The sequence below is a fragment of the Paenibacillus sp. P4_E11 genome, assembly GCF_056401635.1.
In genome coordinates, this window is record NZ_JBFUIX010000044.1 from 1 (window position 1) to 23,972 (window position 23,972).

At 49.6% G+C, this 23,972-nt stretch carries 18 protein-coding genes; 14 read left to right on the forward strand and 4 right to left on the reverse strand.

Annotation, left to right across the window (positions count from 1 at the left end; genetic code table 11):
* The 4 genes from AC1DWB_RS17385 to yajC all read left to right on the forward strand — a co-directional run.
* Positions 1-2,042 (forward strand): SpoIID/LytB domain-containing protein (locus AC1DWB_RS17385; RefSeq protein ID WP_477542346.1); only part of this gene is annotated, 2,042 nt, incomplete at its 5' end.
* Positions 2,043-2,050: 8 nt separating this feature from the next.
* Positions 2,051-3,082, forward strand: a complete 1,032-nt coding sequence (queA, locus tag AC1DWB_RS17390; protein WP_477542347.1) for a tRNA preQ1(34) S-adenosylmethionine ribosyltransferase-isomerase QueA — start codon at positions 2,051-2,053, stop codon at positions 3,080-3,082.
* Between the two features lie 28 nt (positions 3,083-3,110).
* Complete coding sequence (gene tgt, locus AC1DWB_RS17395; protein ID WP_477542348.1) at positions 3,111-4,244, forward strand: tRNA guanosine(34) transglycosylase Tgt; 1,134 nt, start codon at positions 3,111-3,113, stop codon at positions 4,242-4,244.
* A gap of 72 nt (positions 4,245-4,316) precedes the next feature.
* Positions 4,317-4,637 (forward strand): preprotein translocase subunit YajC, encoded by a 321-nt coding sequence (gene yajC / locus AC1DWB_RS17400; RefSeq protein WP_477542349.1) that lies wholly within the window; start codon positions 4,317-4,319, stop codon positions 4,635-4,637.
* Positions 4,638-5,154: 517 nt separating this feature from the next.
* Here the strand turns inward: yajC and AC1DWB_RS17405 are convergent.
* Positions 5,155-6,009 carry a phosphatase PAP2 family protein gene (locus tag AC1DWB_RS17405; protein WP_477542350.1) on the reverse strand — a complete coding sequence of 285 codons (855 nt, stop codon included), beginning with the start codon at positions 6,007-6,009 and terminating at the stop codon, positions 5,155-5,157.
* Between the two features lie 93 nt (positions 6,010-6,102).
* Entirely contained in the window at positions 6,103-6,492 is a 390-nt protein-coding gene (locus AC1DWB_RS17410) for a TIGR04086 family membrane protein (protein WP_477542351.1), read from the reverse strand.
* Positions 6,493-6,716: 224 nt separating this feature from the next.
* On the opposite strand from AC1DWB_RS17410, the gene AC1DWB_RS17415 reads away from it, so the two are divergent.
* A complete protein-coding gene (locus tag AC1DWB_RS17415) occupies positions 6,717-7,403 on the forward strand; it encodes a DUF421 domain-containing protein (RefSeq protein ID WP_477542388.1) in 687 nt (228 codons plus the stop codon).
* Positions 7,404-7,490: 87 nt separating this feature from the next.
* On the opposite strand, the gene spoVB is transcribed toward AC1DWB_RS17415, so the two are convergent.
* Positions 7,491-9,047 carry a stage V sporulation protein B gene (spoVB, locus tag AC1DWB_RS17420; RefSeq protein ID WP_477542352.1) on the reverse strand — a complete coding sequence of 519 codons (1,557 nt, stop codon included), beginning with the start codon at positions 9,045-9,047 and terminating at the stop codon, positions 7,491-7,493.
* A 192-nt stretch (positions 9,048-9,239) separates the two neighbouring features.
* Here spoVB and AC1DWB_RS17425 point away from each other — a divergent pair, with 192 nt between their 5' ends.
* The 7 genes from AC1DWB_RS17425 (at position 9,240) to AC1DWB_RS17455 (ending at position 16,481) form a co-directional block, all read left to right on the forward strand.
* Positions 9,240-9,515: a post-transcriptional regulator gene (locus tag AC1DWB_RS17425; protein WP_477542353.1), complete on the forward strand. Its 276-nt coding sequence runs from the start codon at positions 9,240-9,242 to the stop codon at positions 9,513-9,515.
* Between the two features lie 181 nt (positions 9,516-9,696).
* Complete coding sequence (secD, locus tag AC1DWB_RS17430) at positions 9,697-10,926, forward strand: protein translocase subunit SecD (RefSeq protein ID WP_477542354.1); 1,230 nt, start codon at positions 9,697-9,699, stop codon at positions 10,924-10,926.
* Complete coding sequence (secF, locus tag AC1DWB_RS17435; RefSeq protein WP_477542355.1) at positions 10,916-11,839, forward strand: protein translocase subunit SecF; 924 nt, start codon at positions 10,916-10,918, stop codon at positions 11,837-11,839. The genes secD and secF overlap by 11 nt, the downstream gene beginning before the upstream one ends.
* Positions 11,840-11,891: 52 nt before the next feature.
* On the forward strand, positions 11,892-12,845 hold the full coding sequence (locus AC1DWB_RS17440) for a cation diffusion facilitator family transporter (RefSeq protein WP_477542356.1): 954 nt from the start codon (positions 11,892-11,894) through the stop codon (positions 12,843-12,845).
* A gap of 11 nt (positions 12,846-12,856) precedes the next feature.
* The gene (recJ, locus tag AC1DWB_RS17445; RefSeq protein ID WP_477542357.1) at positions 12,857-15,313 is read left to right on the forward strand and encodes a single-stranded-DNA-specific exonuclease RecJ; all 2,457 of its coding nucleotides are present in this window, start codon (positions 12,857-12,859) and stop codon (positions 15,311-15,313) included.
* Positions 15,310-15,822, forward strand: coding sequence for an adenine phosphoribosyltransferase (locus AC1DWB_RS17450; protein WP_477542358.1), 513 nt, complete (start codon positions 15,310-15,312; stop codon positions 15,820-15,822). The genes recJ and AC1DWB_RS17450 overlap by 4 nt, the downstream gene beginning before the upstream one ends.
* A gap of 323 nt (positions 15,823-16,145) precedes the next feature.
* Positions 16,146-16,481, forward strand: coding sequence for a hypothetical protein (locus AC1DWB_RS17455; RefSeq protein WP_477542359.1), 336 nt, complete (start codon positions 16,146-16,148; stop codon positions 16,479-16,481).
* Between the two features lie 295 nt (positions 16,482-16,776).
* On the opposite strand, the gene AC1DWB_RS17460 is transcribed toward AC1DWB_RS17455, so the two are convergent.
* Complete coding sequence (locus AC1DWB_RS17460) at positions 16,777-17,061, reverse strand: hypothetical protein (protein WP_477542360.1); 285 nt, start codon at positions 17,059-17,061, stop codon at positions 16,777-16,779.
* A gap of 75 nt (positions 17,062-17,136) precedes the next feature.
* Here AC1DWB_RS17460 and AC1DWB_RS17465 point away from each other — a divergent pair, with 75 nt between their 5' ends.
* Positions 17,137-21,432, forward strand: a complete 4,296-nt coding sequence (locus AC1DWB_RS17465; RefSeq protein ID WP_477542361.1) for a family 10 glycosylhydrolase — start codon at positions 17,137-17,139, stop codon at positions 21,430-21,432.
* A gap of 243 nt (positions 21,433-21,675) precedes the next feature.
* A complete protein-coding gene (locus tag AC1DWB_RS17470) occupies positions 21,676-23,862 on the forward strand; it encodes a RelA/SpoT family protein (RefSeq protein ID WP_477542389.1) in 2,187 nt (728 codons plus the stop codon).
* The last annotated feature ends 110 nt before the right edge of the window (positions 23,863-23,972 follow it).

Below are 23,972 nucleotides of genomic sequence, written 5' to 3' on the forward strand. Positions count from 1 at the left end.
GCTATGCAGCCGTACCGAAGCTGGACCAAATCCGTGTAGCTTTATTCATCGATTCAGGAAAAACATATAGAGTGGTTGTACCTGCAGTTACTTTATCATCCGACAATGGACTGGATATCGGGCTGAGACAGCCTGCGGCGATTACCAATTGGTTGTCTACTGCGCCCGGTGTTACAGTAAGAGCGAGCCTAGACCGCTATAAGGTTTTTCTGACGGAAACTCAGGATTACACGGCGGCTGACACCTTGGCTAAGGCGATACAAGCGACGCAGGACAAGCCGTTCGTGTTCAAATCGACGAAGCTTGGTAAGGTAGTGTATCGGGTATATGCAGGTACATATGATGATAATCAGGCTGCGAATGAAGCGAAGCAACGAATACTGAGCAACGCAACGCTGGCTCCTTTGCTGAAAGGAATCACACCTGCAGTGATGGGGCCGCTCCACGGCGCGGCTGGCACATTCGCATCGGAAGCGGAAGCTAAGCCGCTGGTCGATTCCTTACTGCAGAACGGGCTGGATGCCTTCTTAACGATTCAACAACAGGCGGGCAAACCGGTTTATGCGGTATGGGTGGGAGAAGCTGCAGATGAGGTTCAGCTCAACGTTGTGAAGCAGCAAGCCGCCAAGTTTGGCATCGTCCTTCAGACGGCTGATCGGACCCAACCGTATTTGATGAAACGGGAGGAAGTGACGTCAGGCTTGACCGGCGTTACGATAGCTCGCGGAGCCGAGCATTATAGCTTGGGAAGCAGCGATTCCGGGTTAAAATTATGGATTACATCCAAGAGCGGCGCCACCATTCAAGTGGATGAGCGAAGTAAGCGGAAGTATCGAGGTAGCCTGGAACTAAGTGAATTCAACGATAGTCTCGCGGTCGTGAACGAGCTGCCTTTCGAGCAGTACATCGCGTCAGTCGTAGGCGCAGAGATGAACAACAAGTGGCCGGCCGAAGCTTTGAAAGCACAAGCTGTAGCAGCCAGAACGTTTGCCATCAAGCAAGGACTGAAGTATCAGATCGCGCATATTTCCGATTCTACTTCCGATCAGGCTTATTACGGTACAAGTGTCGAGGGTGATGCAATTGCTGCTGCCATTCAGGCGACGGCGGGGGAAATCTTGCTGTACAAGGGAGCTCCGATCTTGCCGTATTATTATTCCAATGCTGGTGGAATGACGGGCGATGCGGTTGAAGTATGGGGACAGCCAATCGATTATGTCTCGGTCAAAAGCAGCCCCGACGAGGTTGCTGCAGCGAGCAAGCTGAATTGGTACAGGGTTGTACTTCAGGATGGCACAGCCGGTTATATTCGTTCGGACTATGCTTCCGACACAGGGAAGAAGTCGGCTGCCGGRCTGCCGATTGTGGAAGTGAATGAAGCGGGTGTCGCCATTCGTCCGGCCCCGTTCGTCGACAACATCAAGAATGAGGCTATCGCCAAGGTGAACAAAGGCGACAAACTGACGGTCATTGGCCAAGATAAGGAGTCTTCGGAATATGCCTGGATTCGGGGGCCGTATACGGCGTCCAAGCTGCTCGAGTCCATCAACACGACGGTGTCCCCCAAGGTAGTAGGTCCGCTCACAACCCTGGAAGCTTCCAAGTGGGGACCATCGGGCAGAGTTGTGGAACTCAAGGTGAACGGCAAGCCGGTTACGCTGGCGAAGTCGGACAATTTCCGCACAGCACTCATGGGTGCGCCTAGCACGCTTTTCCAGATTGAAGAGACCGCCAAGATGACGATTGTAGGTGCTGACGGCAAGCAGCGGCAGCTCCCGCAGTCGCAAGGAACTGTCTATGCACTGACGGGAAGTCAGTCGGCTGCTCCTAAGGCACTCGGCAACGGTAACGTATATGTAATGAACGGAGCAGGCTCTGTTCGACTAGCTACACAGGACCCGCAATTCCGCATTATGGGTAATGGCTTCGGCCATGGTCTCGGGATGTCACAGTGGGGTGCTAGAGGACTGGCAGAAACCGGGTATGACTACCGATATATCCTGCAATACTATTACAGTGGAGTCACTATAAGTAAGGACTGAAGCTAATTATGGAAGTCAATTGGTTTGATTTCGATCTTCCGGAACGATTGATCGCTCAGACGCCACTCGCAGAACGCACGTCGTCTCGGCTATTGACGCTGAATAAAGCGACTGGACAGRTCAAGCATCAACGATTCGAACAATTCATCGATTATATGCACGCAGGAGATACGCTCGTTCTGAATGATACTAGGGTAATTCCTGCGCGTCTCTTCGGAGTGAAACCCGATACAGGGGCCAAGGTGGAAGTGCTGCTGCTGAAGCAACTGGATGCGGTACGTTGGGAAGCGCTCGTTCGTCCTGGCAAGCGAATGCATACAGGGGCTGTCGTTCGCTTCGGAGATGATCTCTCCGGGGAGATCGAAGACGAGGGAGAGATGGGGATGCGGACCGTTCGTTTCCACTTCACAGGTATCTTCCAAGAAATATTGGATCGACTTGGTCAAATGCCGCTTCCCCCCTACATTAAGGAACAGCTGAGTGACCGGGAACGATACCAGACCGTATATGCCAAGCATGAGGGCTCAGCCGCTGCACCGACTGCGGGGCTTCACTTCACACCCGATTTGTTGCAGGCGCTGACTGAGAAAGGTGTCAATTTGGCATTTCTGACGCTTCATGTAGGACTGGGGACTTTTCGTCCGGTATCCGCCGAACGGGTTGAAGAGCACGCCATGCATGCCGAGTATTATCGGATCGGGCAGGAGACTGCAGACCTGCTTAACCGGACCCGCCAAGAAGGTGGTAGAATCGTTGCGGTCGGCACAACCTCAGCACGAACGCTGGAGACGATCGGTCAACGTATCGGGGATGGACCCGTTGTAGCTTGCGAGGGTTGGTCGGACATCTTCATATATCCGGGTTACTCGTTCAATCTCGTTAATGCTCTGCTCACTAATTTTCACTTGCCGAAGTCAACGCTTGTCATGCTGGTCAGTGCCTTAGCTGGCCGAGATCCAGTCATGCAGGCCTACAAGGAAGCGATTGAACAGGAATACCGCTTCTTCAGCTTCGGCGACGCCATGTTTATATACGAATAAAAGATAGGATGGAAGGGAATTTTGTAGGATGGCTATAACTTATGAAGCAATCAAGACGTGTAAGCAATCCGGCGCACGACTGGGTCGAGTACACACTCCACATGGAATTATCGAGACACCAGCCTTCATGCCTGTTGGTACACAAGCGACAGTGAAGACGATTAGTCCAGAAGAATTGAAGCAGATGGACGCCCATATCATCTTAAGCAACACGTATCATCTGTTCCTGCGACCTGGTCATGACATTGTGAAGGAAGCCGGAGGGCTGCACAAATTTATGAATTGGGATCGTCCCATCTTGACCGATAGCGGCGGCTTCCAAGTGTTCAGCTTAAGTGAATTACGCAAGATTACCGAAGAAGGTGTACATTTCCGCAATCATCTGAATGGAGATAAGCTGTTTCTATCGCCGGAAACCGCCATGGACATTCAGAATGCTTTGGGTGCAGATATTATAATGGCGTTCGACGAGTGTCCTCCCTATCCTGCGGAATATGACTATGTGAAGAAATCGCTGGAGCGCACATCACGATGGGCCGAACGTTGCTTGGCCGCACACGGCCGTCCACACGATCAGGGGTTATTCGCGATCATACAAGGGGGCATGCATGCCGATTTGCGCAAGCAAAGCGCTACGGAGTTGACTTCACTTGATTTCCCGGGGTATGCTATTGGTGGACTTAGTGTGGGCGAATCGAAACCACTCATGTATGACATGCTGGAGTGCACCGTGCCACTGCTTCCTCAGAATAAACCTCGCTACTTGATGGGGGTAGGTTCTCCGGATGCGCTGCTAGAAGGAGCTATTCGCGGTATTGATATGTTCGACTGCGTGCTTCCTACTCGCATTGCCCGCAATGGGACATGCATGACGAGCAATGGGCGATTAGTCGTTCGCAATGCGAAGTATGCCCGCGATTTCGGTCCGCTTGATCCGAATTGCAGCTGCTATACGTGTACCCACTATTCCAGGGCTTACATCCGACACTTGATCAAGGCGGACGAGACGTTCGGAATCCGTCTAACCACGTACCACAACCTCAGCTTCTTGCTTAATTTGATGCAGGGGGTAAGACGTGCGATCATGGAAGATCGTCTTCTGGATTTCCGCGATGAGTTTTTCGAGCGTTACGGAATGAATGAGAACGACAAGGGCTTCTAACCCAAATTCTGAACTCATTTTCATACGGAATTTGGGTGCTAATCTAAGTATCCAAACAAGGGAGGGAACGACATGTGGTATCTTGCTGAAGGAGAGACTGCGACTTCAGGCCTTTCCAGCCTGATGACTTTTTTACCGTTTATTCTTATGTTCGCTGTTTTGTATTTCCTGCTCATTYGTCCGCAACAAAAGAGAGCCAAAACCCGTACATCGATGCTGAGTCAGCTCAAAAAAGGGGATAAGGTAACGACGATTGGCGGAATGCATGGAACGATTGTTGAGATCACCGACGATGTGATCGTGCTTCGCGTGAATGATGCTACGAAGTTGACGTTCGACCGTTCGGCTATCAATGCCGTTACGCAATCGAGCCCGGTAGTAGAGAGCAAGTAATTCAGCTTGCCGAATACATAGTTGACGGAGCGCGTACAGCCATTGGTTGTACGCGTTTTGCGTTTGAGCGACGTTTGGCATGGTGGGCGCTGCAGGAGCGAATAATGCGGAAGAAGTGGCTGTCAATTCATTGTTGATGGAGGCGAAAACGGCMGTTCCAAGTGAAAAAGGACCCTAGGCTTTACCCCACAAAGTGAAGACTAGCTCTGTAGATAACGCCGAGTACTTTGCGGGGRCCCCGGGTTTCARACATCTTGTTTGAACCTCAYTGATTRTATAAGGGATYCAGYGGTRGGAGGTTCAAGCCAAAAACTCGCCAGGGTCCTCTTTTTCACTTTCCACTCCTGTGTTCACGATGAATCGACAGCCACAAGAACCGAACCCTTGCCAAGCCTGGCGCCCCGCAGAGCGAATAACGCGGAAAATCCGTGTTACAGGCCGAGCCGGGTGCCCCGCGCCCCGAGCACAACCAAAAAAGGACTTTGCCCCCAAGCGGCAAAGTCCTCCTTAGAATCTCTTATTGCATATCGCGTTTCTTCAATTTCAAACTGTGCTCTACATTCATTTGGCCCATGAGTTGACGACCTTCCGCTAAGCGCAACGCCAGCTTGGAAGCTAACAAACCGAGAACCAAACCACCGCACATGTCCGTCAACCAGTGTATGCCCAGATAGAAGATGGAGAAAATAACKATGGCGGCACTGATCGGTACGAATATTCTCCAGAATCGATAGCTCGACCGTCTTGCCAATATCGCCAATGTGACCGACAGCGAAGTGTGAAGACTAGGAAAGCAGTTGTCGAGTCCCGATAAGGGTCGGTATTCGGATTCGAACGTAGGGAACGCATCCAACATCAGGAACCTCACATTCGGGTTGAAAGCATGTACCTCGGTCACCGGGAAAAACAAATAGAACGGAATCGCAATCATATAGTTCAACATAATGGCATAACAAAGCGCATAGAAAAGCTTCTTATTTTTCTGAAACGTGTATAGAAAGATGGAAACGACCATTAAAGCAGTGAAGATCACAACATAATAGTAACTTAAGAAATAGGTCAGTATCGTATTCTCGAATAACTTCTGGAAGATGGATACGAACTGTCCCTCCAGTTTGAAGATGGATGGTGTGAAATCGCTGTGATGCTGCATATGCTGCTCAATATATAGCTCGACTTTGTTGAAGAACAGGACCAATAGGACTGCGCAGAAATGAAACAAGTATTTACGTGAAGTAAACAGTTCCTGAACAAAAACTCCGGCAGCATGAAATGGAGCGAGTGGGCTTCTCTTCATTGTAAAAAACAATAAAATATAAACGGAAATGGCAATCATTATGGTAGCTTGGGTCATCGAGTGGATGAGAAACATGGTGCTTCCCCCTAAAAATGGAAAATGTCTGAGTCTTGAACCTCAATTATTATAGCATAGGGGAAGGGGAAGTGAAATGCTCAAGCACACACTTTATTTCTTCCTGTTGACACCAATCATGCCGCCAAGCGCACCGCAAGCAAATGATAACGTAATCATTGCCAATGTTTGCATATCCATTGAGGCGTCAAATCCGAGAAATCCGGCCAGCAGAATGATGACACTATAGATGAGTCCTGCCAGTCCACCGTGGTACCAACCTTTGCGAACCGCTCTCTTCCCGCTCGCCATTCCGCCGAAAGTCGAAGCTAAAGCATGAATGATATAGACCCATACAGACAAAGATTGTTCCTTCATATCCGTCCACGCCAGAAACAGAGAGAGCACAATCATGCCAGCCAGCAAGCAGATTGTCGCATTGATCAGTCCCGATAGAAGTGGTGAAGATATGCGAATCCGGGGAACTTTTGTAAAAGTATTCATCCTTTTTTTACACCTCCTCCATAATAAGGTTGGTTGGATATAGATCCGGAGTGCAGTTGTTATGATTTCATTGTATGGGCGGCTTGGCCGAAATAGTACAAGGTAATGCGCATGGGCGACTGCCAATTATTGAACAGCTCTATCTTGCATGAGCAAGTAATCCCATGGTCAGAATACCAGTGAACCCAGAATCCACATGAACGGGGGGAGCTTGGTTGCACGCGATAGATTCTTGGACGATATTACTGCGGACAGTACTGATTTACTTTGTCGTCTTCTTGACGTTACGTATTATGGGGAAGCGCGAGATCGGCAAGTTGTCGGTGTTCGACCTGGTCATTTCGATAATGATAGCGGAGATTGCCGTATTCATTATTGAAGATACAGAAATGCCGATCATGCATGGGCTGCTACCTATGATTACATTGATGCTGATTCAGATTGGAATAGCTTTTCTTGCCTTGAAATCACAGATGGTTCGTCGGATGTTCGATGGAAAGCCCAGCTACTTAATCGAGAAGGGTGAACTGAATCGCGAAGAGATGAAGAAGCAGAGGTACACATTGGATGATCTGCTCCAGCAATTAAGGGAGAACAAAGTGGGGAACGTGGCGGACGTTGAATTTGCCATATTGGAAACTTCAGGAAAGCTAAGCGTTATTGAAAAAATAAAAAAAACACCAGTTGATCCCGGGAAGGGTCAAAGGCAAGTTCAATATTACTATGAAGGCTTGCCGCTGCCGTTGATCATGGACGGGAAAGTGCAGGAGCATAATCTAGARAAACTAGGCAAGACAAGGTTTTGGCTGAAAAATCAGTTGCAGGAAAAAGGGGTCATGGACTTCAAGAACGTTTTTTTCTGCTCCATCGATGATAAGGGCAGGCTGTATTTGAATATGAAGCGCAAATAAAGTAGCGGGACCCTATTCAGCGGTTTCAAATGGGGTCCACGCAAAGTAATAGGAATCAACTTCGAAGGCCAGTGTCACTTTGTGGGATTATCTAAAAAATTTACCGAGCCAAGGAATACGCCCAACGTCTTCTCGATCCACCATCCCGAATAGGATCACAGTCGCGCTATACACGATTGCTCCCGCGATGCAGGAAGTGATGAACTTCAGGAAAGTCTGATCTGTCCAGGGCATGTACATGGCGATGTGACAGCAGGCCGCCATAATGAGCATGCCGATTCCTGCTTTGAAGAAAAGGACACCATCCATCCGGAACTTGACATGCCGAGCGACACTATTCCAATGAAGCAGGGTGACGAGGATGATGTTCGCATTGATGGCAATTACGGCGCCCAAGATGCCCCATTGGGGTTTGGAAGCGAGCCATACGATCAGGGAGAGCTTAACAGCTGCCCCGATGAAGGTATTAAGCAGAGCCGTTCCAGGACGATCGAGTGCCTGCAAGGTGGCTTGCAACGGACCCTGGAAGTAAATGAACAGCGCGACCGGAGCCATCATCTTCAACATGCGCGCCGCTTCGATATTACCATACATGTAGTAACAGATCGGTTCTGCCAGCATGTACATAATGACAGCAAAAGGAGCACCGGTGACCAAGGCCAGCTTAAGCGACTGATGTAGTCGCTTGTGGATGGTCTTGATGTCGTTTTTGGCAGCAGCTTCCGATAAGGAAGGAATAAGCGACACCGCAAGTGAATAAGTAAGCGCGCCTGGAAGCAGCAGAATTGGAATGACCATGCCCTGAAGTATGCCATATTGCGCTGTTGCCGCGCCTGTGGCGATTCCAGCCAGAGCCAGGCTTTGTGCGATCATAATCGACTCGAGCAAATAAGAGGTCGACCCAACGAGCCTGCTCCCCGTCACGGGTATGGAGATGGAGATGATCCGTCGAAACTCTGAGCTGAACCGACTATCTTGAACGGAGGTGACCCACGTCCGGATGGTAGAACGAATCGGATTGCGGCGATGGTGGAGCAGAAGAACAGCCATACCGCCCAGTTCGCCAATCACAACACCGATCATGGCGCCGGCTGCTGCTTTCTCGATACCGTAGGGCAATAGCAAGTAGGCGAACGTCAACATAGCAACGATCCGGACGACTGTCTCTACAATTTGTGAGACGGCCGAAGGAATCATGTTCTGTCGGCCTTGGAAGTAACCACGAAACACGGAAGAGACGGCAACAATTGGAAGAATTGGACTCATGCTGATAAACGTATCGTATACCCGGGGGTCAGTCAGCAGCCGCGTCGTCACCCATGGAGCAGCTACGATGCATAATACGTTGAAGAATACGCTTAAGCTAACAGTTATTGTGAGTGAAGTCGAGATGATTCGACGGATACGCTTCACATTGCCTTCTGAATCGGCTTCGGCTACAAGCTTGGCAACCGCGAGAGGAATCCCGCCTGTAATCAAGGTGATGACGACGATCATGAAGGGGTAGCCCATCTGGTACAAGCCTACACCCTCTGCCCCGATTACACGTGGCAACGTAATGCGCGGAATGAAGCCTAGAAGCCGATTAACAATTCCTGCAGCGAGTAGTATGAGAGTCCCTTGGATAAACGATTGTTTCTTCAAGTGGGGTTCTTCCTTCCATGGCGGCTTCAGCTACATAGTTTACTATCATGTTTGGAGTATAGTTATGACTATGCGAAGGATGTCCAAGCTCATGCAATGTTTTTTGCTGGAACGAGTTAGCTTAGGGCAGGAAACAGCCAACATCCAGCGAATACTTAGTAGTAAGAGTTGGAAATGAAGGGGGGTTGCGTAGTGCTTACGGACGGGAATAAGAAGGCTCTGCTGCCAGATGCGGATGATGAGATGAACAAGACGATTCGGGATTTATGTGACAGTAAGGCAGATGAGTTCCGGATGTTGGGCTATGACAGCGTCACTGGGCAGGACGTTTGGAACTGCGTCAGCGATAAATACATCAAGCAGGGGAATCCCTTGCTTCATAAGATGGTCAACGATATTTTGTCTTTGAAGGTCACTACACTAATGAATTGGATGACGCTCAGCATTTATAAAGGAGCCCAATTTTGAGAATTGGGTTCTTTTTTTTGACGATTCAGAATGATTAACTTCGCTGATTGTTCATCGTCTCGGTAAACGCACGGCGTCAAAGGACGCCGTTAGGCGTTTATCCTTGTAAGTGTGTCAAATTGACTCGAATTTTGTGGATCGCTATAATAGGAATATTGAGTATCGAAGGGAGTTCGCTTAGATGGATGTAAAGAGACTCGTTACATTTCTGCTTATCGTGGTAATTGCGTTTGGCGTTATTGGAGGGACAAGCCCTTACTTGTTGAAAAATTTGCATTTGGGACTGGACTTGAAAGGCGGATTCGAAATCTTGTATGAGGCAGAGCCTACTGAGCCTGGGAAAGTGATTAGTCATGATTCCCTGGTTCAAACGGCGAAGAGCTTGGAGAAGCGGGCCAATACAAGCGGCGTTGCTGAGCCTGAAGTAACGACGGAAGGCAGCAACCGGATTCGCGCCAGACTAGCTGGGGTGGAGAATCAGGAGGAAGTTCGACAGCTGTTGAAGAAACCGGCTGAACTGACATTCCGTGGACCAGACGGCACGAAAGAACTTGTAGGAAGTGATTTCGTCGAGGGCGGAGCAGAGATCGGCTTCGGGCAGACGAATCAGCCGGAAATTCATATCAAGATCAAGGAAGCCGACAAGTTCAAGCAAGTGACTGAGAAGCTACTTGGCAAGCCACTCGCCATCTATTTGGATGAAGAAGAACTGTCTGCTCCAATTATTCAATCCGTGTTAACGGATAGTGCAACCATATCAGGCAACTATACGTACGAAGAAGCGAAGAAGATCAAGGACACGATCAACTTAGGCGCCTTGCCGCTCAAGCTGACGGAGAAGTATACCCAATCGGTCGGAGCGTCGCTTGGTGAACAATCGTTGAACCAAACGGTGAAGGCCGCGATTATCGGGTCTGTACTCATCTTGATCTTTATGATCCTGTTCTATCGCATTCCAGGCTTAGTAGCCTCGGTTACATTAATTACGTACACTTGGGCTGTGCTGCTCGTATTTAATTTGATGAACGCGACGATCACACTACCTGGTATCGCTGCCCTCGTGCTCGGGATCGGGATGGCCGTCGACGCCAATATCATCATGTACGAGCGGATCAAGGAAGAGATTCGCAGCGGGAAAAGTCTGCTGTCGTCCTTGAAGGCCGGTTCGAAGCATTCCTTCCGTACTATTATGGATGCTAACATTACGAACCTAATCGCCGGAGTCGTACTATACTACATCGGGAACGGTGCAATACGCGGCTTTGCATTAACTATGATGGTAAGTATTGTCATCAGTATATTGACTAACGTATTCCTATCACGCTTGCTCATCCACTTGCTGATACGCTCTAATATTTTCAAGAAACCAAGCTACTACGGCGTGAAGGAGGATGAGATTCGTGTACTTTAAGGACTACAAGAAACGTTATGACTTTATCAAGCACCGGAACATCTTCTTCAGCCTTTCGGCGATAATTACCGTTATTGGTATTGCCATGCTGCTTATGTTCAACCTACACTATGGCGTCGATTTCAAGTCAGGGACATCAATGGATATTTCCGTTGGCAAGACGATTACACAAGCTGAGGCCGACAAACTGTTCGACGAAGCCGGATTCGTGCCTTCGATTCGTACGGTGGGCGGGGATAAAGGTGACCGGGTATCCGTTCGCTATGATCAAATTCTGAGCGAAGCCGATCTTAAGAAAGTAACGGAAGTGTATACGAAGGCGTATGGCCCAGCTGTTTCCACAGAAATTAATACGGTTACGCCAGATATGGCCCGAGAAATGGGTAAAAAAGCGCTAATTGCCGTCGTCATTGCGAGCTTGGGAATTTGCTTATATGTCACAATCCGCTTCGAATGGCGGTTTGCGGTTTCGGCGATTATTACGATCTTGTACGACGCGTTCTTCGTTATCGCGATATTCTCGATCTTCCGCTTCGAAGTCGATTTACCATTCGTAGCGGCGATTCTGACGACGATCGGGTATTCCATTAACGATAAGATCGTTATTCTGGACCGGATTCGCGAGAACATTCGCTTCACCAAGCTGCGGACGGATGAAGATTTGGCCGATTTGGTCAACAAAAGTATTTGGCAGACGATGGGCCGTTCCATCAATACGGTTATTACCGTACTCATAGCGGCACTATGTTTGTTCATCTTCGGAAGCGAATCAATCAAGTTGTTTGCACTTGCGAAGATTATTGGATTGACGAGCGGTGTATATTCATCCATTTGCCTAGCAACCCCAATGTGGTTCTTGCTGAAACGCAAATCGATGAAATCTAAGAAAGTAGCGGTAGCCAAGCAGTCTTAAGGCAGTCTGCGGCTTGCCGAGAGTCGACTACAATGGTTCAAGGGGTGTCAACATGACAGAGCAGCGGTTTGAAAAAGCTTACTTTGCTGCTTGGTTAGGCATTGTCGGCAATATTTTTCTAGCCGTATTAAAAGGGATTGTCGGCTGGTTGTCGGGAAGTAAAGCATTGTTAGCCGATGCTGCTAGCTCCGCTTCCGATGTGGCTGGATCGATCGCAGTCTTGATCGGATTGAAGACGGCGAACAAGCCTGCGGATGAAGATCATCCTTATGGTCATGGGAAAGCCCAATCGGTCGCCGCGATCATAGTGTCGGTCCTGCTCCTGCTCGTAGGGTTGGAGATCGGGCTGACTTCGGCTAAATCCATATTCAGTGGAGTAGACTCGAGCCCGAAATTGTTCGCGCTAGTCGCCATTGGGGTCGCGATTGTGGTCAAGGAGGCGTTGTTCCAATACAGCCTCCGTATGGGACGCCGTCTATCGAGTCAAGCTCTTATCGCAAGCGCATGGGATCATCGTACGGACGTGCTTTCTTCTTTCGCCGTGTTTCTTGGGGTCGGAGGGGCCTGGCTAGGAGATTATATCGGCCAGCCTTGGTTGTATTATGCTGACCCGGTCGCCGGCTTGTTCGTAGCGTTGCTCGTACTACGTATGGGTTATCGGCTAGTATCGGAATCCATCCATAGCGCGATCGATCATGTGTTGCATAAGGAAGAGACGGAAGATATGCTAGACACCGCTCAGCGGGTCAAAGGGGTTATCGCGGTCAACGAACTGCGCGCAAGAGAACACGGCCATTATGTTATCGTAGATATTAAGATATGTGTGAATCCCAAGATTACCGTTGCGGAAGGCCATGAGATCGGCAAGGTCGTGAAGCAGCAGTTGCTGCGCAGGTTCAGCCACGTCTCCGACGTGATGATTCATGTGAATCCTTACGATCCGGGATATCCTTACAAAAATAATGTAGAGTCAGATCAGCCGGAATATCCAAACCTGCTGCACTGAGGAGGGTCAGAATGCTCCATTCGAGAGCAAGATGGGAAACTGCAGCTTGCGATGGGCAGGCTGCTGAGCAATTAACCCAACAATTGAAGCTACACCCCGCTGTCTCCAGGCTGTTAGTAGCCCGGGGGATGACGACGGTGGAGCAGGCGGATTTATTCCTAAGCGGCGGAAAGGATCATTTATATGATCCTTTTCTGCTGGATGGGATGCATGATGCGGTTACTAGAATTCGAAGAGCGATTAAGGATAAAGAAAAGATTCGAGTCTATGGCGATTACGATGCGGATGGCGTGAATAGCACGGCACTCATGTCACATTTGTTGAAGCAGCTGGAGGCTGATTACGATACATACATCCCTCATCGGACGCTAGAAGGCTATGGGTTGAACTTGAAAGCTCTGGACGCTGCGAAGATGGCGGGCGTGACACTGCTCATTACTGTGGATACAGGCATAAGCGCGACTCAGCAGATCGAATATGCTACAGAGCTCGGCATCGATGTTATTGTGACCGACCATCATGAACCACCCGAACAGTTGCCAGAGGCTTTTGCCATTCTTAATCCTAAGAAACCCGGATGTACATATCCGAATAAAAGCTTGGCTGGTGTGGGGGTCGCTTGGAAGCTCGCTCATGCACTGCTCGGTGACATTCCAGAGACATTGTCTGAATTCGCTGCCATCGGAACGGTTGCCGATCTGATGCCCTTGACAGGCGAGAATCGTTATCTGGTGAAGCTCGGATTGGAGAGGCTCTCGAAGAGCAGCTATCCCGGAATACTGGCGTTGTTCAAGGTTTGCGGGATTGCAGGCAAAGAGATCACTTCGACCCATCTTGGCTACGCACTCGCACCACGAATTAATGCTAGCGGAAGGCTGCAACATGCAGGAGGCGCCTTGAGGCTGCTTACGACTGATGATGCCGAGGAAGCGGAGCGCCTGGCTCTAGAATTAGATCTATTGAACAAGGAGCGTCAGCGAATCGTTGAAGAGATGACTACAGAGGCGCTCGACATGCTTCAAGAGGAGCAGTATTGGGAGCATGGAACGCTTCGGCACCATGTCATCGTCCTTGCCCGCGAAGGCTGGAATGCGGGTGTGATCGGGATCGTGGCCGCAAGGCTGTTGGAGAAGTTTTACCGCCCGGTCGTCGTTCTAAGTATCGATGAGGCGACAGGAATGGCCAAGGGTTCGGCTCGATCGATTGCAGGATACGATATTCACAAGGCGTTGACGTGCTGTCAGGAGCTCTTGGAACACTATGGTGGACATCAGGCAGCTGCTGGCATGACGTTGCGTCAAGAATGGATCGATACCTTCCGAGAGCGACTTCATGGATTTGCTGATGAGTGGCTGAAGGAAGAAGATTTCATTCCTATGCTTCAGGCGGACGCCGAATTCAACTTGGGAGACATCTCAGTAGAAAGCATCGGTCAGATCGAGGCATTGGCCCCGTTCGGTATGGGCAATCCAGCACCAAGAATTCAATTGTCTCACCTTGATGTTCAGGAAATTCGAACGATGGGGAAAGACAAACAGCATCTAAAGCTACAGCTTGCACAAAGCTCACTGGAGTCGGCTTGTACTTTAGAGGCGGTTGGCTTCGGTCGAGGCTCGCTGACCGAGCTAATCTCACCTACTGCCCAGTTGGACGTCATCGGAGAGCTGTCCATCAATGAATGGAACGGTGTACGCCGACCTCAGATCATCATTCAGGACATGCGAGTGGATCAGTTGCAAGTATTCGACTGGCGCGGCGTGAACCGACTCGCACATAAGCTTGGTGAATTGGACAGCGGACGTGCAGCTGTTGGCAAGATGAATCGGCTGGCAGAGCCGCAACGGGCGATTATTGTGGAGCGCAGCCTGCATTGGGCACGCGATCGTGCTTTGCTGGAAGCGACAGGCTGGCGCTTGTACGGATGGGATGCACGGAGTGGGGCTGTGCCATTGAACGATAGCGCTGCTCAAGTACCGATCGCGGATGCCACCGACCTGGTGCTCTATTCTCTGCCGGATGCGGAAACTTCATTGCTGGCCTTGCTGGAGGCGACTCGGTCGGCGGAGCGGTTCTATCCCGTCTTCGCTGATTGGAATACAGATGACTACAAGCTTCCTGGGCGCGATGCGTTCAAGAAAGTGTACACGCACTTGATGCAAATGGGTAGTTGGCTTGCTGAAGATGCTAGAATGTTGGAGCTTCTCAGCAAGAAATCAGGTTTGTCAGTGGCGACGATTCGGTTTATACTAATTGTGTTTGAGGAGCTTTCTCTGATAGGTCGTTCGGGTGACCAATGCCGAACTGTTGCTAGTCCAGGTAAGACGGAGCTGGACTCGGCCCCATCCTATATGTGGAGGCAACACCGGATTGGAATGGAGTCATATACGATATACTCTTCGGCTCAGGAACTAACGGAGTGGATAAGAATGAAACGACTTGAACTGTATGCGATGGAGGTTTCCTTATGAATTTGAAAGATTATATTCGAGTTATTCCCGACTTTCCGCAGCCTGGCATTCGCTTCAAAGATATTACGACACTGCTCAGCAATGGGCAAGTGTATCATCAAGTTATCGACCAGTTGGCCGACTATTACAAGTCTATGAGTATCGACATCATTGCCGGACCTGAAGCCCGCGGCTTCGTCGTCGGAGCCCCGCTGGCGTATGCACTTGGGATTGGCTTCGTTCCGATCCGCAAGAGCGGCAAGCTGCCAGGTGAGACGGTGGAAGCCGGTTACGATTTGGAGTACGGTAAAGATAAGCTCGCTATGCATAAGGATGCGATTCAACCGGGGCAGCGCGTACTGATCGCGGATGATCTGCTCGCAACCGGAGGGACGATCTCGACGTCGATCAAGTTGATTGAGCAGTTGGGTGGCGAGGTGGTCAGCGCAGCGTTTCTGATTGAGCTGTCCTACTTGAACGGACGCGATAAGTTGGGAGATATTGATATCTTGTCGTTGGTGCAGTATTGAGTTGGTGAGTATGTGAGTGAGAAGTAGAACAGCGTGAAGCACACGCCGTTGGTTCCCTTTGGTTAGGGGGCTGACGGCGTTTTGTTTTTTTTATATTTGAATGGGGGTTGACTGGAATACGTGACTTATGTAGCCATTAGTTCCTCATTATTACTTGAAGCCCAACGTCATATGACACCTTTGGATAGGGGAGAGGGCTAGATGCATTTTATTTTAACGAGATTTTACAATTTGAATGGAGGTTGAATGGAATGAATGAGATGTTTGAGCTGGAGTATGAGAAATTTCTGTAGCGGCAGCGGCGTTCAGCGAGTGGATAACGGTTGGAGCAATTGCAGAAAGACTTGACCGGGGAGAAAAAGCTGCTGGGCACGATATTGTGGCCCGTTTTGAAATCGTTTGAAGGGTTGACGTTGGAGTACGAGCTGGTGAGTATCTCGGGGATGAGGATCTTCATTGATGTGTTTTATGAACCTCTCTGGTTAGCGTTTGAAAGCGAAGGGTTTGTGGCCCATGCGGAGAACATTACCCGGGATCGATTTGCATTTGAGCGTATGCGCATCCGGACAATCGCGAGTTATGGGTACAAATATGTTCCGTTTGCCTGGGATGAGATGGATAAGAGGCCGGAAGCCTGTCGGCGTTCGGTGTACGAGTAGCTAGGGCGATTTGCCGGGACGTCGGGTTGTGAGCTGACTGTAAACGAGCACGAAGTGTTACGCCGGGCTATGCGATTGAATCGACCGTTCCGAATTAGCGACGTGTGCAGCTGGCTGCGGTTGGGGGATGATACCGGTCGAAAAGTCTTGAAGCAATTAATTGGGAAAGAACTAATCCGTCCGATCGGAATGGGTAATCTGCGCTTTCACAAATATGTTCTAACAGATAGAGCAAGGGATTATGTACTTTGAGGAATGATGAATATATCATGCTGTCCAAGCCGAAAAAATCGGCTTACAGCGCGTGAAGGAGCTCCGCCGAGCCGTGCAAGCCGAAAAAATCGGCTTCCAGCACGTGAAGGAGCTTCGCCGAGCCGTGCAAGCCGAAATAATCGTATTGCAGCACGTGAATGAGCCCCGCCGAGCCGTGCAAGCCGAAAAAATCGTCTTGCAGCACGTGATGGCGCCTCGCCGAGCCGTGCAAGCTGAAAAAAACGTCTTGCACCTCATGCCGCTCCGCCTGCGCAGCTCCGGCCGCGCTGCACCAAAAAGTCATAATAATCCAAGAACAGGTCATCATTATCCCTTAAACCTGTAACCGCTTCCAACTATAATGGCATAGAACGTCCATTCAACCATTAAGGAAGGTGAACTGATGAGAAAGAAGATGTACAAGCTGCATGTACTGTTAGTCGTCTGTTTATTGTTCACATTAATGCCTGCTTTTGGTGCCAAGGCGAGTGCAGCCGGGGAGGGAGGCAGCTCCGTAACTGAGGCTGTCTACGCCGTATCCCAGGACGGAAGCAAGCAGGTGAAAGTGGACTATGTGAATTTCAACGTGAACAGTCCTACTCAGAAAAGCAATTACGTAGCGCTGTACACGAGCGGTGTAGGCATTTCCAACAACACAACCTACTCCGACAAAGTATTTGTCAAAAAATTTAATGTAGCGATCCAGGTGAACGCACAAGGGACAATTACGGATGTAGTTGGTCCATTGTCTTTGCCGGTGACGGGGAGTACGCAGTGGGAGGCCGATCAGTATATCGACATTCCCCAGGGCGGGTACGTCCTCATTGCCAGCGATTCCTCCTGGAATACGGCTCCCAAGTACAGAGCATCATTGTTCGACTTGGGTAGTCTTGCCATTCATCTGGAGCGAGGTGGGCAAACGGTAGTCCCATCCGACTTCATCCAGCCAATACTGAAGCTGACAACCCTCTCGGGCACGACTGTAACAACGGCCACCTATAACATCGTAGGGAACGTCTTGCAGTATGCACCCAATGCGGGCCTGACGGTGAAGGTGGGTGAGTCTAATGCAACCGTGCAAGCGGATGGTTCGTTCAGCCAATCCGTATCTCTGGTCGCAGGTGTGAACAACATTTCCGTTAAGCTGTTCAAAAACGCGACGCTGCTTCAAGAGCAAACGGTCATGCTTGTCTATCAGCCGTCAACAGGAGATGTGATCGAGTTAGAAGCGCCTCCGCTCGATATCTCAATTGTTGTGGAAGGGCCGAAGAAAAAAATCAACTACATTGATAAGGATGTAGCCGGAATCAGCGATATATTCGCCCTTTACACGACTGAATTCGCCCCGATGATTCAAATTCCACAATATAATGTTGCGATTCAGGTAGACGCTACAGGTCATGTAACGAAGATGGTCAACCCTGCCATCAATGGCGGTACGCCAAGCTGGATCGGGCCAACTGACTTGGAAATTCCCCAGGGCGGATATGTAGTCATGGCTCAAGACAGCAGTTATGCGAACAACGACATCAAGAAGTTTCTAGCCACGAAGTTCAAGGTCGGCGACATCGCCAAGCTGCGGAAAAATGGGAATGTCGTATCTGTCTCAGATGTGATGACTGGACTAGGCGGTATTCCGCGATTACAGATGGACAACATGCCGATGTATACGATAACTGAGATGACAACGACGTTGTCTGGCAAAGTGTCAAATGCCACCGGAGTATCTGTAAAAATCGACGGTCAATCGGTTGCCATACAACCAGACGGTACGTTTAGTAGTGTTAAGCAGTTGTCTGCAGGTGCTAATTATATCGATATTAGTATTTGGAAGGATAACGTGCAGCGGGACAAAAAGACCATTATCGTTTACAGCCGTCCGACACTTCCAAGCGAGAAGCAGATTATTCTGTGGGTGGATCAGGCGTCAAATGCCCGCAAGCTGCAATCGAGTCAAAGTGTGCTGGACTTCCTGCGTAATGCGAAGGATGCCGGAGTTACGGATATAGCATTTGACGTCAAGGGTGTTGAAGGCTTCGTCTCCTACAAGAAGAATGAGTTGACCCAGCGTCCTTATGTGAGCGAAATGACATCTCCGATCCGAAGCGGGTCCAATCCGAATCTCGATTTGCTGGAGGAGTTCATTACTCACAGCCACGCGTTAGGGTTGAAGCTGCATGCGGCGTTTAATGTGTTTGCTGAAGGCTCGATTGCGGTAAAAGATTTTGCTGTGATCGATCAGCATCTGGACTGGGAGGAGCAAGTGTACCGCCCCGAAGACAACGGTCAAATCAAGCGTCTTAGAGAGAGTCAATACGGGATCAATGGGCTGGCCGGCAGCGCCAACGGAGCACTCGTGCTGTTCGTCAACCCGGCGAATGATCAAGTTCGCGACTACCAATTGAAAACGTTCGAAGAAGTGTTGAAAAACTATGACGTCGACGGCATCATTCTAGACCGCGGTCGCTATGACAACGAAACGGCTGATTTCAGCAATGTGACCAAAGCCAAATTCCAATCGTTCCTGCAAGCACGCGGGAAGCAATTGAACAACTGGCCAGCTGATATTTTCACCTACAACAGCAACGGTAAACGCACAGACGGGCCGCTCATTCAGGACTGGTGGGAGTTCCGCTCCGGCACGATAGAGAGCTTTGTGAAAGATACGCATGATCTAGTTGATGCATATGAAGCTACCAAGCACAAAACGATACAAACGTCTGCCTATGTCGGAGCATGGTACGAGTCGTACTATTTGAACGGGGTGCATTGGGGCAGTAAAGACTTCCGGTATGACAGCCGACTAGGGTTCCCGACCGAATCGATATACACGCCGGAGTATTATAAAACCGGGTATATTAGCTACTTGGACTTCCTGATGGTTGGAACGTATTACAGCACGACGAAAGATATTCAAAGGTACCTCACAATCGATTCGATCGTGACCAATGGTGAAGTACCGCTGTATGCCGGAATGGCTTTGGCGGACCTTCAAGCTCCAGCGCTGCAGAAGGAGATTTTCCAAACCGCTATGGGTAGTTCGAACGGGCTGATGCTGTTCGATGCTTCGCTAGCCAACTGGCCGGTTATAAAGGCATCCATTGACAACGAGGATTACGTGAAGGATTATCAAATCGGGATTAGCAAACCCGGAGACGCGCAGTCTTTCTTAGAGGCAAGCTATTATAACATCAATCGTAATCTTGGCGACATGAACGTATACAACGAACAATTCGGTACGTCTACCGGAACGAACAAATTCGGAGTAGAAGTCGTGGCAGATCATACCGGCAAAGTAACTGCGGTCATCAACAAAGTACAGGCATCGACATGGAATTGGAGTGTGCCTCAAGATAATAACAGTACGATACCTGCTGGCGGAATGGTCGTCTCGGCACTCGATGATAGCGGGGTTAGAACGAAGCGTCAACTGCTTGCTAACACATATAGCATCGGTGACGATATCCGTTCTGCTGCACTCTCCGGTTTCAATAAGTATAACGGGAAGACGCTCAACACAGCAGATCCTGTTATCACCGGCAATGTGAAGCTAATGGGAGCTGGTTCTTCGAGAGAAGTGAAGTTGAATGGAATTGCAGCGACAGTAGATGTGAACGGGGATTTCACCGGCCATGTACCTTTGCAAGAAGGCTTGAATTCGATTACATTCACGGTTTATGTAGACGGTAAAAAGACCAATGAAAAGACGATTCAACTTACGTATACGGCTCCTAAGCTTGTAGGCTTAGCCATCAGCAGTTCGAATGGGTCGTTAACAGTCGGTGGAAGTACACAGCTGAAGGTGGAAGCCACTTATGATAATTCGAGCAAAATTGACGTTACATCAGCAGCGGTTCTCTCGAACAGTAATACTGCGGTGGCGTCTGTGAATGCTAATGGCAGCGTCCAGGCGATTCGAGCTGGTCAAACGACAATCCGAGCAGATTTTGGCGGCAAGTCGGCAACGATCGACCTGACCATTAGTGTGCCGCTGCCTACGCCAACGGAGAATGGCATTATGATGCCACCGTCAGCTATTGAATCTACAGTAGAGAATGGACATTCGGCTGTGAAAGTATCGATCGATGCAGAGACGGTCCGGAAAGCCGCTGCGTTGTTGGGATCGCAAGGCAAAGATGGACAGGAGCTTATAGTAGAAGTGAATGGTCAGCAAGAAGTCTCGATCGTCTCAATTCCAGCCCAAGCGTTAGATGAGGTGGTAGTAGGAAAGAAGAAGGGAGCGCTGTTGACGGTCAAAGCGGGAGCAGCTTCTTTCCAGATGCCGACCGATTCCATCGACCTGAAGGCGGTTGCCAAACAATTAGGTGTACAGGCAGCAGATGTGCAGTTCGTGCTCACACTTGAGAGGAAGACAGGAGCAGAGGCCGCGGCACTGCAGGCTATTGCTGAAGCAAATGGAAGCTCGATGATCAGTGATGCTTATGAAGTCAGCTTATCCGCCCGAGCAGCGAACAAGACGATGGTACTTGAAGATATCGGCAAGAAGGATGTAACCTTTACACTTTCATGGACAGGGTCCTTGTCCAAGCATACGAAAGCAATAGACTTCGAACGGAAGCAAGGGGATATGAAGAACGTCTCAGCCAAATTCGAGGAGAATAACGGTGTAACAACAGCGATCATCAAGCATGCTGGCAATAGCACATACGCGATTGTGGAAAAGAATAAAGACAACTAATTCAATCTCGCGACATATGCACATGGAGAGCCCGTTTGGGCTCTCTTTTGGTGTACACATCCATATTCTGAGCCATGCACCACCTCGTCTGGATACAATCTAGGGCATCCATATAACGATTGAGGTTGCAAAAACGGTTGGAATAGGCTCGACAGTTGAYGCCATGCCCATAGACAGGCATAATGATAGGAAACGATGCGCGACGTGTGGAGCCATATTTTCATAAATAGAAAGGGTTAAATGATGGGCATTGAGCAGTTACTTGAACGGGCCGCCGCATACCTCAAGGAGAGCGACCTCAAACGAATCGAAGAAGCTTACGAATTCGCCGATAAGGCCCATCACGGGCAAGTGCGCAAATCGGGAGAGCCCTATATTCTTCATCCGTTGGCGGTAGCCGACATTCTTGTTAACATGCAGATGGACGTGACGTCTATTATTGCTGCGTTGCTGCACGATGTGGTCGAGGATACAACCGTATCGCTCGGAGCTGTGGAGCAGCATTTCGGCAAGACGTGCGCGATGCTGGTGGACGGCTTAACCAAGCTGGAGAAAATCCAGTTCAAGTCCAAGGAAGAGCAGCAAAACGAAAATTATCGCAAAATGTTCGTTGCCATGGCTCAAGATATTCGCGTCATTCTGATCAAGCTGGCCGATAGACTGCACAATATGCGAACGTTGAAGTTCCAATCTGAGGAAAGTCAGCGACGCATTGCTCATGAGACGTTGGAAATATTTGTCCCCATTGCACATCGGTTGGGTATTTCGGCAATCAAGTGGGAGATGGAAGATATTGCACTCCGTTTCCTGAACCCTCAGCAGTATTATCGGATCGTGAACTTGATGCAGAAGAAGCGGACCGAACGCGAGCAATATATAGAAGAGATTATTGAGAATATCGGCCACAAGCTCGGCGAAATGGGCATTGAAGGCGATATTTCCGGACGGCCCAAGCATATCTACAGCATTTATAAAAAAATGACAACCCGAAACAAGCAGTTTAACGAAATTCTCGATCTGCTTGCTATTCGGGTTATTGTCGATAATATTAAGGATTGCTATGCTACGCTCGGAATTATTCATACGTTGTGGAAGCCGATGCCAGGACGATTCAAGGACTATATCGCGATGCCGAAGGCGAATATGTACCAGTCGTTGCATACGACCGTGGTTGGGCCGAGCGGGGAACCGCTGGAGGTGCAGATTCGCACATGGGACATGCATCGGACGTCCGAGTTCGGGATTGCCGCGCATTGGGCGTATAAGGAAGGCACGCTTGTACCGTCGGGGACGTTCGGCGACAAGATGAACTGGTTCCGTGAGATTCTGGAGCTTCAGCAGGAGACGAGCAATGCCTCGGAATTTATGGAATCGCTGAAGATGGACTTCTTCTCTGATCTGGTGTTCGTGTTTACGCCGAAGGGAGAAGTTATTGAATTGCCTGCCGGGTCTGTTCCGCTTGATTTTGCCTACCGCATCCATACAGAGATCGGGAATCGAACGGTTGGAGCGAAGGTCAACGGGCGCATTGTTCCCCTTGATTTCAAGCTTAGCACTGGCGATATTGTGGAGATTCTGACTTCCAAGCATTCGTATGGCCCGAGTCAGGATTGGGTCAAAATTGCACAATCATCACATGCTCGCAGCAAGATCAAACAGTGGTTCAAAAAAGAACGCCGTGAAGAGAATGAGCAGAAAGGCAAGGAACTGATCGAACGCGAACTGAAGCGACTCGGCGTAGACCCATCGACCTTGATGACAGAAGAGAAGCTCCAGGAAGCTTGTAAAAAATACAACTTCAACGATATTGAGGACATGATGTCCGCAGTTGGCTTCGGCGGGATAACGGCGGCGCAAATCTGCACGAAACTGACCGAGAAGATGCGCAAGGAAGCGGAGGAGACGTTATATCCACTGGAGTTAACGTCTGAGGTTAGAGATATGAAGGCACCTTCGCCTGAGCGTAAATCCCGTCCTACACATGGGGTACGCGTGAAGGGTATGGACAATCTATTGGTCCGCTTTGCCCGCTGTTGCAACCCAGTCCCGGGTGACGATATTATCGGTTACATCACGCGTGGACGCGGAGTGTCCGTTCATCGAAGCAACTGTACGAACATTCCTACAGGTGATGAGGACGATCTCAACCGTATGATCGATGTGGAGTGGGAGATGTCCGTTGAATCTAACTACCATGTAGAGATCGAGATTACCGGGCATGACCGCCGCGCCTTCCTGAATGAGGTGCTGCAGGCTGTGTCGGAGAGCAAGACCGTCATCTCCGCTGTCTCGGGGCGCTCAGACAAGAACAAGATGGCGATTGTTCATATGACGATTCTGATTAAGCATATCGATCACTTGCAGTCCGTTGTGGAGAAGATAAAGCGCGTCAAGGACGTGTATTCGGTGCAACGTATCATGCAAGGGTAGCAGAAGCTTCGGCATGGAAGAGGCTCCGCAAGAGAATCGGCACGGATTCCGTTGTATCTGAGTTTACTTTTTTTTACTAAGATATTTCATCAGTTGAAACTCACATACAA

What these genes read in the sequence shown, in the direction of transcription:
- tgt (WP_477542348.1), top strand. Translation starts at nt 3,111, where the DNA reads ATGGCTATAACTTATGAAGCAATCAAGACGTGTAAGCAATCCGGCGCA.
- AC1DWB_RS17410 (WP_477542351.1), bottom strand. Translation starts at nt 6,492, where the DNA reads ATGAATACTTTTACAAAAGTTCCCCGGATTCGCATATCTTCACCACTT.
- secD (WP_477542354.1), top strand. Translation starts at nt 9,697, where the DNA reads ATGGATGTAAAGAGACTCGTTACATTTCTGCTTATCGTGGTAATTGCG.
- AC1DWB_RS17440 (WP_477542356.1), top strand. Translation starts at nt 11,892, where the DNA reads ATGACAGAGCAGCGGTTTGAAAAAGCTTACTTTGCTGCTTGGTTAGGC.
- recJ (WP_477542357.1), top strand. Translation starts at nt 12,857, where the DNA reads ATGCTCCATTCGAGAGCAAGATGGGAAACTGCAGCTTGCGATGGGCAG.
- AC1DWB_RS17450 (WP_477542358.1), top strand. Translation starts at nt 15,310, where the DNA reads ATGAATTTGAAAGATTATATTCGAGTTATTCCCGACTTTCCGCAGCCT.
- AC1DWB_RS17460 (WP_477542360.1), bottom strand. Translation starts at nt 17,061, where the DNA reads ATGATGACCTGTTCTTGGATTATTATGACTTTTTGGTGCAGCGCGGCC.
- AC1DWB_RS17465 (WP_477542361.1), top strand. Translation starts at nt 17,137, where the DNA reads ATGAGAAAGAAGATGTACAAGCTGCATGTACTGTTAGTCGTCTGTTTA.
- AC1DWB_RS17470 (WP_477542389.1), top strand. Translation starts at nt 21,676, where the DNA reads ATGGGCATTGAGCAGTTACTTGAACGGGCCGCCGCATACCTCAAGGAG.